This is a genomic window from Cupriavidus sp. H18C2 (assembly GCF_049393795.1).
Taxonomy (GTDB): domain Bacteria; phylum Pseudomonadota; class Gammaproteobacteria; order Burkholderiales; family Burkholderiaceae; genus Cupriavidus; species Cupriavidus pauculus_C.
The window spans coordinates 368,802-381,231 of the sequence record NZ_CP186011.1 but is presented as its reverse complement, the minus strand read 5'-3'; the positions used below and the strand labels follow the sequence as shown (position 1 = coordinate 381,231).

At 69.7% G+C, this 12,430-nt stretch carries 6 protein-coding genes; all 6 read right to left on the bottom strand.

All coding sequences use genetic code 11. The features are described 5' to 3' along the window. Position 1 precedes the first annotated feature (1 nt). Genes pelF through EPAKOI_RS18285 form a run of 6 tightly spaced genes read right to left on the bottom strand, consistent with a single transcriptional unit; the run spans position 2 to position 11,680 of the window. Positions 2-1,588, bottom strand: a complete 1,587-nt coding sequence (pelF, locus tag EPAKOI_RS18310; protein ID WP_124685338.1) for a GT4 family glycosyltransferase PelF — start codon at positions 1,586-1,588, stop codon at positions 2-4. Beyond that, positions 1,585-2,571, bottom strand: coding sequence for a tetratricopeptide repeat protein (locus tag EPAKOI_RS18305; RefSeq protein ID WP_124685339.1), 987 nt, complete (start codon positions 2,569-2,571; stop codon positions 1,585-1,587). The genes pelF and EPAKOI_RS18305 overlap by 4 nt, the downstream gene beginning before the upstream one ends. Positions 2,572-2,574: 3 nt before the next feature. Continuing rightward, positions 2,575-4,083, bottom strand: a complete 1,509-nt coding sequence (locus EPAKOI_RS18300; RefSeq protein WP_313837015.1) for a PelD GGDEF domain-containing protein — start codon at positions 4,081-4,083, stop codon at positions 2,575-2,577. A gap of 13 nt (positions 4,084-4,096) precedes the next feature. Next, positions 4,097-4,645, bottom strand: a complete 549-nt coding sequence (locus EPAKOI_RS18295; protein WP_124686675.1) for a penicillin-binding protein activator LpoB — start codon at positions 4,643-4,645, stop codon at positions 4,097-4,099. 29 nt (positions 4,646-4,674) lie between these two features. Then, entirely contained in the window at positions 4,675-8,838 is a 4,164-nt protein-coding gene (locus tag EPAKOI_RS18290; RefSeq protein WP_423194214.1) for a tetratricopeptide repeat protein, read from the bottom strand. Next, a complete protein-coding gene (locus EPAKOI_RS18285) occupies positions 8,801-11,680 on the bottom strand; it encodes a bifunctional glycoside hydrolase 114/ polysaccharide deacetylase family protein (RefSeq protein WP_423194213.1) in 2,880 nt (959 codons plus the stop codon). Before EPAKOI_RS18285 ends, EPAKOI_RS18290 begins: the two co-directional genes overlap by 38 nt. Positions 11,681-12,430: the final 750 nt, after the last annotated feature.

The window sequence follows — 12,430 nt, the reverse complement described above, 5'->3', positions numbered from 1 at the left end:
GTCAGCGTCCTCCCCCGTGCACCGGGCACTTCGCGGGGCTGGCGCCACGCTCGCGGCGCGCGCCGTCGGGCATCGCCATCAGATCCGTATAGAGCGTGCGGTAGCTACCCACCATCTGTTCCTGCGTGTAGTACTTCTCCACCCGCGCGATGCCCGATGCCTGGGCCGCCTGCCAGCGCTGCGGATGCTGCAGCAGCCCCAGCGCGGCGGTGGCCAGCGCGGCCGGATCGGCAATGCGCACCACGTCGCCGGCCGCACCCAGCGCGGCGTCCTCGCCGGGCAGGCCGTAGACCAGCTCGCTGCACGAGCCCACGTCCGTCGTCACGCACGGCACGCCGGCTGCAAAGCCTTCCAGCACCACCAGCGGCAGCGCCTCGGAGATCGAGCTCAGGATCAGCACGCCCACCTTCGGCAGCAGGTCGTCGATCTTCTGGAAGCCCAGGAACCTGACCTTGTCGCCCAGCCCCAGGCTCTCGGCCAGGCTGCGGCATTCGCGCGCGTACTCGGGGTCCTCGTCCTCCGGCCCGGCAATCCAGCCCTCGGCGTCGGGGTACTCGCGCACCACGGTCAGCATGGCGCGGATGAAGGTCTTGATGTCCTTGATCGGCACCACGCGGCCGATCAGGCACAGCACGGGCGGCACGCCGGGCGCGCGCCTGTCGCGCAGGGCGGCCAGGCGCGGCAGGTTGATGCCGTTCGGGATATTGCGCGTGCGCTCGGCCAGCGCGCCGTCCAGCACCTGTCGGCGGCGGTTGCCCTCGTAGAGCGCGGTGATCTCGTCGCCGGCCTCGTAGCAGACCCGGCCGAGCGTCTCGAAGAACCGCACCCACAGCTCGCGGAAGTAGCTGATCTGGGAAATGTCGCGCTCGAAGATGTTCCGGTTGTCGCGGATCCACTGGCTCTGGAACAGGTCGATCTTGCGTTCCTTGGTGTAGATGCCGTGCTCGGACACCAGCAGCGGCCGGCCGTTGCGGTGGCGCAGCATCGCGCCCAGAAAGCCCGCGTAGCCGGTGGACACCGTGTGGTAGACCCTGGCCGGGATCAGCCCGTCGGCAATCCGCACAAGCTGCCACAGCGGCTTGTGCATGATGCGGATGGTCCAGAAGTAGTCGGTGAACGACGGGTCCGTGCAGAACTGGCGGTACTGGTCCGTGATGGTGTCCCAGGCGCGCTTGCTGTACAGGAACGCGTCCTCGGACAGCGCCCCGCCCTCGCGCAGTTGCGGCATCAGCTCGCGGATCAGCGCGCCGGCCTCGGCCTCGCGGCCCGGCTGGCGCAGCAGTTCGTGCAGCGCGTCGGACTTGTCGAACGCGCGCGCGTCGCCGGCCGTGCCGTGTACCAGCGGCGGCGGCGGGAAGTCGTACAGGAAATGGGTTTCCAGGTGCACCACGTTGTCGGGCAACGGGTAGGCCATGTCGCCATAGTCCTCGCGGCGGCTGCCGATGAAGACGATGCCGAAGCGGATATCGGGAAACGCGCGGATCATCTGGTTGACCCAGCTCGACACGCCCCCGCTTACATACGGGAACGTGCCTTCGAGCAGCAGCATGACGTCGGCAGACGTTCCCTTGACCAGAATTTCGCTCATGATTGCCAGTACCGCAGCAGGGGCCGCACCAGCGGGAGCGGCGAAGGACTGTCGAAAGCCGCCATCAGGCGGCGCACCGCGGCATAGTCGCGTTCCAGGTAGGCGGCCTCGGCCAGCAGCGGCAGCACGCGCTCGCGCGCAAAGCCCAGCGCCTCGGCGCGGCCGAGGAAGTCGCGGGCCTCGCCCGGCGCGTTGCGCGACAGCGCCAGCCGGCCGCGCATGTACCACAGCGCGGCATTGCCGTCGTCGATCTCCAGCGCGGCGCTGGCGTAGCGCTCCACCTGGCTGGCCGTGTAACGGTAGACGTCGCCCTGCACCAGGTTCTGGTAGATCAGTTCCCAGTACAGGTCTGCCAGCCGCTTGTTGATTTCCAGCCGGGCCTGCGGTGTGTCGGCGGCCTGCAGGCGCGGCAGTTCGGCCAGGATCTTCTGCGTCAGCTGCTTTTCGGCGCCGTCGAGCATGCCGTAGGCCAGCAGCCGGATGTCGTCGGTGCTGTCGGCCAGCAGCTCGCGCAGCACCGGGCTGGCCGTGCGCGTGGGCATCGACTGCATCGCCACCAGCGCGGTCATCCGTTCCGGCAGCGGCGCGCGCGTATTGCCAAGCTGCGCGCGCAACCGGGCGCCGCCGCCGTGCGTGACACGCTGGATCAGGTGCGTGACGAACTCGGGCAGCGCGATCGACGCAATGCCGGAACTGTCACGCTGCTTCGGGAACAGCTTCGAGAACAGCAGGCTGCCCAGGCACACCAGCGCGCCGCCCAGCGGCACGAAGAAGCAGAACGCGGCCAGGTAGGCGTAGCTCCACGCAAACGGCGTGCGGAAGCGGCGCGGCAGCAGGCGCCACAGCGCCAGGCCCAGCAGCGCCGCGGCCACGGCCTGCAGGCCCAGGAACGACAGCAGCAGCGGCAGGCCCGTATCGCCCCGGAACAGCAGGTACAGGGCCGCGATCTGGATGGCGGTGCCGCCGATGGTCAGCTTGCCCATGCGTCAGCCCGCCTGCGTCTGGCCGGCGGCCGGCGCGGGGCCGGCACCGGGCGTGGCCGCCGCCACCTGGTCCGGCGCGATGCCGTCCAGATGGCAGCGATGCAGCAGCCGCACCAGCGCTTCCTCGGCGCCGGCGGCCGGCACCGGCAGCGTGTACACGCCGATGTGCGCGGTGGCGAAGTCGGTGCCGAACTGGGCGCGCAGCATGTCCTCGATCCGCACCAGGTAGGCCGACACGGCCTGGCTGTCCGACAGCGGCATCAGCGTCAGCATTGCCCGCTGATGGGCGCCGCGCGCAGGCCAGGCCACGTCCAGCGCCCGGCGGCTGCGCACCACCTGTTCGAACAGCGCGTCGCGGGCCTCGTCCAGGTCGAACACCAGCGCCACCACCGAACTCTGGATGCCGGTCTCGCGGCGCAGGCGCGACAGCCGCGCGTAGTCCAGCGCGAACGCGTACGGAATGGCCGGCGCCAGTTCCTGGATGCCGTGCGTGGCCTCGGCGTGCTCCACGCCGTCGGCGTAATAGCCCATCAGCACCATCAGGAGCTGCAGGTTTTCATAGGTCAGCGACAGGAACGGCATGCGCTCGACGACCAGCACGCCGATCAGGCGGTCGGACCCGGCCAGCACCGGCGCCACGGCCACGTAGCGCGTCTCGGCGTCGTCCTGCAGGCCGGCGGTGCGCAGGTGCGCCAGTTCGCGCGTGTCGATGCAGTGGCGCACCAGCGGGTCGTTCACGTCGAGCGTGAAGCCCGGGCCGATGGCCGCCACGGCATCGGGCAGCACCGTATCGCCCTGGCAGGCATACAGCGCCGCGCCTTCCACCTGGCACGCCTGCGCCACCACCTGCAGCATCGGCTGCGCGCCGGCCAGCCGCTCGGTGCGGGCAACCCGTCCGGCGTCCTGCAGCGCCACGGCACGCAGCTGCGACAGCGTGTCGCGCAGCGTGGTGGGGCGGGCCAGCAGGTCGTTTTCCAGCCGCGCGTGCGAGATGCGCAGCAGGTAGTGGTTCTTGGTCAGCGCCGACAGCCGCTCGTCCAGGTAGCGATTGACGGCCCGGGCCCGCGCCAGGCGGGTGTTCCAGACGTCGCCGAACTGCCCGGCCACCAGCACCAGCAGCAGGCCACCCAGGAAGAACATGCGCGGAAACGCCTCGTGGTGCGCGCCCATGCCGTCGAAGAAGAACCAGCCGCCCAGCAGCATCAGCACGGCGCCCACGCCCAGCAGCGTGCCGTAGCGCAGCGCCAGGATCACCGGCAGCAGCCATGCCCACGGAAAGCCCAGCCCCAGCAGCAGCGGGTTCTGCGGCAGGACCACCCAGGCGATGGCCATCGCCGCCACCATCACGACGATCATTTCCAGCACGGCCACCGCCCCGCCTCCCGCGGGGGCCAGCCAGCGCGCATAGCGCCCGCCCAGGCTGATGCCCTGCCCCTTGCGAGCCGTCTGGCGCGTTTTTTCCGCGGTGTGTGCCACGCTTGTCACCCGTCCTTGTTTTCCACTCGATTCCATCCGGGCCGTTGCATCAGCCCTGCATCAGCGGGGCCAGCAGGCGGCGCAGCAGCTTCTGGGCCACGCCCGACAGCGACTCGCGGCTCCAGCCCGCATTGCTGCCCGTGGCCGACCACACCACCTGGCCCGAGGCCACGTCGATCAGTTGCAGCGAGATGCCCACGGCCGGCTCGCCGTCCACGCCCACCTTGTAGCGCCATTCCTGCACGGCACCGGTCAGCGCGTAGCGCGCACGCTCGCCGCGCGCCCATTCCAGCGCCTTGCCCACCGACTCGCGCTCGGCCGGCTCGAACAGCGTTTCCGGGTTCAGCGACGCCGGGTAGCGCTTCAGGTTTGCCACGCCGCCGGTCTTCAGCAGCGATTCGGCGATGGCTTCGGCGCGCAGGCCAGCCTGCGGCGTCTCGGTGTAGTTGACGATCGGCAGCACGGCCACGGTGTCGCCGGCGGCCATCTGCGGCGCGCGGCCCACGTCGGTCACGGCGCAGCCGGCCAGCCACAGTGCCGCACCGGTGGCGGCGCACCAGGCCATCAGCCGGCCCATGCGGGTATTGGTCCTGTTCATCATAGATTCCCCTCGTTATCTGGAAACAATCAATAGAGCCAGCGGTAGCGCAGGCCGACTTCGGTCAACGGCGTGCCCGTGGTACGGGCCGCGGTGTCGTGCGAGACATACAGCGAAAGGTGGTCATTGCCGAACACCGACCCGGCCACGCCAACCTGCCCCCGGAAGTTGTGCCCGGCGCGCGTGTCGTACAGCGCGCCGGCCTCCAGGAACGGCCGCCACTTGCGGGTGTAGTCGTCGATCAGGTCCGTGCCGAAGCCGAACAGCACGCCAGCCTGCGTGAAGCTCTGCGGCATGTAGAACGACGGGCTCGCCTCGTCGTCGCCGGCCGGCAGCAGCCGCTGCATGGCGGGCGACAGCGTGCCGCCGTTGGTGCTGTAGATGCCGCGCGTGCCCACCACGCGCACCGTGTAGTCCGGATACTGCGTGCGGATGCGGTAGCCGGCCTCGACGTCGAACACCATGCCGTGGCCCAGCGCCGTGCGGTCCTGCCCGTAGAAATGGTTGTACTGCACGCGCCCGCCCACGAACTCGCGCAGGCCCAGGCGCCACTGCGCGCCCAGTTCGGCCACGTCCTTCATGCCGCCCACGCGCAGTTGCGACGACTCGTCGGCCGGCTGGTTGTAGCCCAGCGTGCCGGTGTATTGCACGCGGCCGTCCTGGTTCCAGTTGCCGGTCAGGCGGGCCGTGGTGAAGCTCTGCAGCCCGTCGCGCCGGCCCACGCCGAGCAGCCAGTTCTTCTGGCTGTCGCGGTAGGTCAGCGCCAGTTCGGCGCGGCGGTCCGACGCGGGCACGTTGTCGATCTGCGTGCGGTCGGCCGAGCGCTGGTCGCGGAACACGCCGCGCAGGTTCAGCGCAAAGCCGTCCCACAGCCGCGCGCCGCCGGCCAGGCTGTACTCGTAGAACTCCAGCGGCTTCTGGCGCTGGAACGACGCGCGCGGCTCGATGGCCTGCGCGTTGAACAGCAGCGCGTCTTCCAGCGTCTGCTGCAGCGTGTCGTCGGTGCGGGCCAGCTCCTGCGTCTCGAACGCCTGCGTCTGCGCGGCCGACAGGCGGTCGAGCTGGCGGTTGGCCTCGATCTGGCTCGTCACGGGCACGCGGCCGGCCTGGCGCTCCAGGATGCGGTCGAGCTGGTCCATGTCGTTGCGGTCCAGCGCAATCGCGATCTCGGCATAGGCCGGGCGCTGCAACCGGCTCGCGTACTGGCGGGCCAGCCACGCGCGCGCCAGTTCGTTCGATTCCGACGACATCGCCCAGGCCAGCGCCACCTCGCGGCTGGCCGCCGAAATCTGCTCCTGGCGGCGGCCCTGCGCCTGCGCCATCTCGGCCGGCGGCGCCACGTCCAGCGGCGGCAGGCCCGGCACGTCGCCCAGTTGCGACGGCGACTTCGCGTCGCCCGGCGCCTGGCGGCGCGCCGCCACTTCGGCGCCGTCGCGGCGCAGCATCTCGATCACCAGGCTGCGCGAAACATCGCCCGACGCGAAGATCTGGCCCAGCGCCACCCGCTGGCGGCGCAGGTCTGCGCGCGGCGGGCCGTCCTGGCCGTCGTCCTCGTCCTCGCGCTCGGCCGCGCCGGCCCAGTTCGGGCCGCCCGGGCCCCAGGCGTGGTGGAGCTCGTTCCACGCCTGCCGGCGGATGCGCAACGCGGTGGACGTCTGGCCGATGGCCTCGTAGGCGTCGGCCGTCAGGCCCAGCCACAGCGGATCAGGATGCTTGCCCTGCTGCATCTTGGTCAGGTAGTGCAGCGCGGTGCGGCCATCCTGGAAGCGCATGGCGCCGGCGGCGTAGGCGCCCCACAGGTTCGGGTCCTGCTCGGCGCTGGGCTTCAGCCGCTGCATCACCGCGCGCACCTCGCTGTCGGTGCCGTTGTCGACCAGTGCCCACAGCAGCGCGCCAAAGGTCTCGCTGTCGGCGTCGGGCTGGCCGGCCGCGCGGCGCAGGTCGGCCATCGCGCGGTCGCGGTTGCCGGTCAGGCGCCAGTATTCGGCACGCCGCATCAGGAACAGCGCCGACGATTCGGCTTCGCGCAGCTGCGCGGGCGTCAGCTCCGCCAGCAGGCCCTCGATGCGGCGGTAGGCGTGGGCGCGCGTGTAGTAGTACATCGCAAGCTGGAAGTCCTCCAGCTTGCCGCCCTTGCGCCAGCCCGCCTCGGCAATGCGGCCCGCGTCGATCGGCGAACGGTCGTAGTACTGCACCATGTTCGCGAAGTCGGCTTCCTCGGTGTCGCGCACTTCGGCAATGCAGTCGTTGCGGGCCGCGCCCGGCGGCAACTGCATGCAGTGGTCGTCATGCTTGGCAGCCATCGCGAACATCATCTGGCGATAGCCTTCCTTGAGCAGGTCCTCGCGCTGGGTCAGTCGGGCCAGCTCGGTAAACGAGCGCCAGTACAGCAGATCCTGCGGGCCGGCCTGGTTGCGCGCCGGCAGCAGCGCGTCCATGGCTTCGTCCAGGCGGCCGCGCACGAACAGGATGTTGGCGCGCTTGACCGCGTAGCGGGGCCGCGCGCCAAAGCGCTTCTGCAGCTGGCCGTACAGCGCGAAGGCGCGGTCGTCCTTGCCCGCGCGCTCGGCCAGTTCGGCATTGCGCTCCATCACCTGGCGGCCGTTCGGGCCGTTGGCGAGCGCATCCAGGAAGGCCATGCCTGCCTCGGGCTCGCCCAGCCGCTCGTAGGCCGCCACCACCTCGTCGATGACCTTCAGGTCGCCGCCGCCGGCACGATGGCGCAGCGCGGCCAGGTAAGCGCGGTCGTCGTTGAGCCCCGGCGCCAGCCGCAGCACGTTGTTCCATGCGCGGGCGTCGTTGGTGGCCTGCGCGTATTCGAGCCAGCTTTGCAGCGCCACCGTCGGCTGGCGATTCCATTCGGCCACCTGTGCCAGCCGTTCGCGCCAGACCGGCTCGTTCGGCAGCTTGCGCACGGCGGTCTGCGCCACGCTCTGGGCCTGGTCGAGCTTGCCGGCCGCCAGGAACACGCGGTAGGCCAGGTCGTGGTCGTCGGCGTTGAAGGACTTGCCGGCCGCCACGGCAGCGGCCACGTCTTCCTTGGCCGCGGCCTGCGCCTCGGCCTGCGTCGGGTTGCCCGGGCCGGGACGCGGCGTGGCCTGGGCCAGCACGGCGGTCTGCTCGGCATGCACGCGGCGCACGCCGAACTGGTCCATGCGGGCGCGCAGCGCGCTGCCTTGCGGGCCATCCAGGTACACGTACTGGCGGGCCAGCCACGGCTCGCTGTCGGACACACGGCGCACGCCGGCACGCGCCTCGTCGCGGCGCAGTTCGGCCAGCGCGATCCGCGCGGCATCCGATGGCCGGCTGGCGGACAGTTTGAGCAGCCGTTCCACGTACTTCGCCGCCACGTCCGGCTTGTTGGCGGCCAGCGCCAGCCGGGTCAGGAAGCGCAGCACGTCCGGATCGTCGAGCAGCTTGCCGCCACGGCGCTCGGCTTCCGCCAGTGCCTCGTCGAGCAGGTTGCCCGACTGGAGCGTCTGCAACGCCTGCAGGAACAGCGTGCGCTGCTCGTACAGGTTCTTCGAGCGCGCCTGGGCGTCGAACAGCGCCTGTGCGGAGTCACGATAGTTGCCGCCCGCCAGCGCGATGCTGGCAAGCTGGCGGTTGTAGAAGTCGGCGTTGGCCGGGTCGCGCTGGCCCAGCGCGCGGAACAGCACGTTGGCCGCGTCCGCATCGCCGATCTGGCGGGCCTGCGTGGCCAGCGTCTGCAGGTCGGCCAGCGTCCAGCGGCGCATGGTGTCGGCGGCCGTGGCCTGGCGCATCAGGTCCTTCATCAGCGCCAGGCGCTCGGCGCGCTCGGGCGATTCGGGCTGGGCCGCATAGGCGCGCTGCTGCGTGATCTCGATGCGGGTGCGCAGGATATGGCCGGTCAGGTCCTGGCCGTGCACCGCCATCATCCGCTCCAGCATCTTCTCGGCGTCATCGAGGCGGCCGCTGCGCGCGTATTGCTCCGCCAGCACGCTCATGAAGCTGGTGTCGTCCGGCGCCACGCGCGACCACGCCTCCAGGTAGGCCACGGTCAGGCCATCGACCGTACGGCCCTGGCCAAGCAGGCGCTCGCGCAGCGTCTCGCGCGGGAACATCAGCGCCAGGCCCACCCCCACCATCGCGGTAAAGGTCAGAACCAGCGCCGGCGGCAACAGCCGCTCGCGCTCAGGCGCCGCAGCGGACTTCGACTTGTTGCTGGACATGGATCGGATCATTCACCGCAGGGGTATCGAAACGCAGCGTATCGTTCTCGCGCACGCCGCGGGCCGGCTTGCCGTCGATGGTCACGCTGCACTGGCCGGCGTTGGCAAGCCGGAAGAACGGCTTGTAGTAGCCGGAAAAGGCAAAGCGGGTGGTGGCGCCATCGCGGCGCCAGTCGCGCACCAGGCCGTTGGCCTCGGGCAGTTCCGGCACGGCGCGCGTGGCGGCCGGCACGAAGCGGAAGCGCGCGTCGCCGCCGTCCAGGTGGACGTAGACGCCGCCGCCCGGCGCCGGCGACGAGCCGGTCACGCCCTGCGCCGTGGCCACGTCGGGCACGCCGGCGCCGGTCCAGCGCAGGTTGCGCAGGTTGCCGTCGCCGCGCACCACCCAGGCGCCGCTGGCCGGCGCGCCGTCGGCGCCATCGCCCAGCTCGCGCGCCACGGCCATGCCCTGCCAGTCCAGCACCTTCAGCACGTAGTCGGTGGAATGCATCGGCAGCAGGTTCTGCGTCAGCACGTAGTCGTACACCTTGCGCAGCGCCTTCAGCGACGCCGCCTTGGTGCCTGCGTAGCTGTGGTAGTAGATGTTCACGGCCTTGAAGCGGTACGGCTTCTCGGTCATCTCGAAGGTTTCGATTACGCGCTCGAAGCCGTAGTACGGGCCCCGCCAGAGGTTCGTGTAGACGTTCTCGTTCTGGTTGGTGGCGAACACCTGGAACGTGTTGTCGGCCTTGTGGATGCCCAACGGCGCGATGGCCGTCCACGTGGGGTTGCTGCGCGTGATCAGCGTGTCGCCGCCGTTCATGTTCAGCACGCCGGCGGCATCGGCCAGCTTGATCGCCTCGGGCGGCGCCTGGCAGTCGCCGGGCCACAGCAGCATCTTCACCGGCTTGTTCGGCGACAGCACCTTGTTGATGTAGTCGATCGAACCGCCGATCTCGCGGTTCAGGTCCATCTTGTAGCCGGGAATGGCCAGGTGGAATTCCTCGTCGCCCTCGGTCACGCGGGCGTCGCCGCCCTGCCCGGTCACGGTGCGGCCCCATTCGAACGGATGCGAATAGGTGTGGCTGGCCACCTCGACATACGGCTGGGCGAAGATCTTGCGCGCGATGGGCTCCAGCTCGGCGGTCAGCTTCGGGTACATGCCGGTCTTGCCCACCTCGCCCTCGATGACCGACATGGTCATCGGCAGCCGGTAGCGGTCGAAGATTTCGCGGAACAGCACCTCGCCGGAGAAGCCGCCGCCCGGGATCTCGGCCTTCGACGCAAACCCGTCGCCATCGATATGGATCGTCAGCAGCCGCCGGCCGCTTTCGGTGGTGGTGTCGGGCACGGGCATGGCCGGCAGGCGCAGCGCCTCGCGCAGGAAATCGAGCGGCTGCACGATCCAGCGATCCTGGTCGCTCGACGAGTTCTGGCGAATGGCGTAGTTCTGGCGAACCGCGTACGGGCCGGTCACGTAGCCGCCCCACGGCGTGATGGCCGCCGCGTCGTAGGTCACCGCGCCAGCGCGCAGGCGCAGCAGCGAGCGCGTACCGGCGGCGCCGTCCTGCACCTGCACGGCCACCGCGTCGGTGGCATCGGGCGCCACGGGCTGCTCGAAGCCCATCATCTTGTCCTTCGACACGATCTGCACGGGCCCGGTCAGGCGACCCTTGGCCTGGGTCAGGCCCAGGCCGCGCAGCAGCGGGCTGCTAGCCGGCATGCCAAAACCGTTCATGAACACCACGGGCACGCCCTGGGCCGTCAGCTTTTCCAGCCAGGCCTGGTAGCGGGCCGCGTTGCGCGTGAAGTAGCCGTTGGACCAGACCACCACGCCCGCGTAGCGGTCCGGCGTGATTTCGGGCGGCGCGTCGCGCGTCTCGGCAAAGTCGACGCGGTAGCCCAGGTAGTTCAGCGGCATCGACACAAAGCGCACGCCCTCGCTGTTGTCGATCGACACGCCCGGCTGGCTTTCCTGCAGCACCAGCACGCGGCGCGGCATGACCTCGATCTGGCCCACGCCCACGGTCTGCAGGCCGGAGTCCGTCACGTACGGCGTGATGCCCAGCGCGCGGATGCGGCGCGCGGTGTCGCGCCGGCAGCGCTGGTCCGCCGGCGGGCAGTAGTCGATCGAGATGACCGGCAGCTTGTACTGGTCGCGGATGATGCGGGCCTGGTTCAGCAGCCAGTCGCGGTCCTGCTGGCTGACCTCGGTATAGGCGCCCTGCGCCTGGTTCCAGCCCCGGAACAGCGATTCGAACACCACGCCGTAGGCCAGCCCATGCACCTGCGGCAGGATTTCGAAACCGCGGTTGAACAGCAGCCGGGCCTCGGGGTAACGCGCCTTGATGGCCTGGATCACGCGGACCATGCCGGCTTCCTGACGGGCGCGCTCGGCGTCGGTCTTGGCCACCAGGTGGTACGAATCCATCGTGTCCATGAAGAAGCCACGGTAGCCGCGCTCCCACAGCGGCTTGATCACGCGGTCCACATAGAACGCGGGCCAGCCGTCGGCGGCCTGGTCCACCACGCGGGCGTTCCAGGCGTCGTTGCTGCCGGTGAGCCACGCCTTGGGGATATCGGCAAAGTAGGCGCGGCTGGGCAGCACTTCGCCCAGGCTGACGTAGGCAAACCACGCGGTATTGGGGGTCTTGGCCTGGCGCGGGTCGAAGCCGCTGTCGGGCTCGACCACGGCCACGTCGAACGCCTGCAACTGGTCGACGGGCGGCTTGGCGCCATAGTGGAAGGCCACATTCGGGGCGGCGGGGGCCTGGGGAGCGGGCTGCGCCTGGGCATCGCCCGACGGCGTCAGCGCGCCGAGCAATGTCGCGCCCAGCGACGCCATGACCGCGACGGCCAGCATCGCATGGCGGCAGACGCGCGCTGCCGCACGCCGTGACCCATGGTTGCCAACCTTCTGGAAAAGCCCCCGGATAGAACGCTGCAAGTGCTTCACTGCTGTTGTCCGCTTTTTTTCGTGTTGGTATGGCCCGCGCGGCTGGCGCTGCGCGTACCGGACGGATCTTCGCCCGTTGGCCCGCGCCCCGCATTATGCCGTCGCCTCCGTATCGAACTAGCGTTTTTACTAATTCACGGCAGGTCGGATGCTAGGCCATTCGTACGACGGAGATTGTCAAAAATTGTGCCGAAAGACCGGTGACATATGCCGGACACGGACGCATGTCACCCTGCCGGGCTTTGGCGCGGCAATGGCTTCGGTCTCGCAGCAAAATACGGCGGAAAATGCCCGGCGCATGCCGGTGGCGGGCCCGCCGGCCCGTTGTGCCATGGTTTCTGGCTAAGAATGCATCGACATCCCGATTCCCCGTTCCATTCGTCTGGCGCGCCAGCTGCCACGCCGCCCCGGCGCGCTCGCCCATGGAGGGCGGCAACCGGTTCTGGTTTTGACGCGCATTGTCCCGGCATCATCCATCGGTAGCCATAGTCCATATGGAGTAGGCTCGACCGGACCGATTTGTGGCATGGCACTGGGGAAACCCCGCGTGGCGGTACGCACTGCCGATACCACAGATACCGGAATACGTGTCATACCATCCAATCCATTCCGCCTGATGTCGGACAAACGCTGAAATGATCTAGAAATCTCTAATAT

What these genes read in the sequence shown, in the direction of transcription:
- EPAKOI_RS18305 (WP_124685339.1), bottom strand. Translation starts at nt 2,571, where the DNA reads ATGGGCAAGCTGACCATCGGCGGCACCGCCATCCAGATCGCGGCCCTG.
- EPAKOI_RS18285 (WP_423194213.1), bottom strand. Translation starts at nt 11,680, where the DNA reads ATGCTGGCCGTCGCGGTCATGGCGTCGCTGGGCGCGACATTGCTCGGC.
- EPAKOI_RS18300 (WP_313837015.1), bottom strand. Translation starts at nt 4,083, where the DNA reads ATGGAATCGAGTGGAAAACAAGGACGGGTGACAAGCGTGGCACACACC.
- pelF (WP_124685338.1), bottom strand. Translation starts at nt 1,588, where the DNA reads ATGAGCGAAATTCTGGTCAAGGGAACGTCTGCCGACGTCATGCTGCTG.
- EPAKOI_RS18290 (WP_423194214.1), bottom strand. Translation starts at nt 8,838, where the DNA reads ATGTCCAGCAACAAGTCGAAGTCCGCTGCGGCGCCTGAGCGCGAGCGG.
- EPAKOI_RS18295 (WP_124686675.1), bottom strand. Translation starts at nt 4,645, where the DNA reads ATGAACAGGACCAATACCCGCATGGGCCGGCTGATGGCCTGGTGCGCC.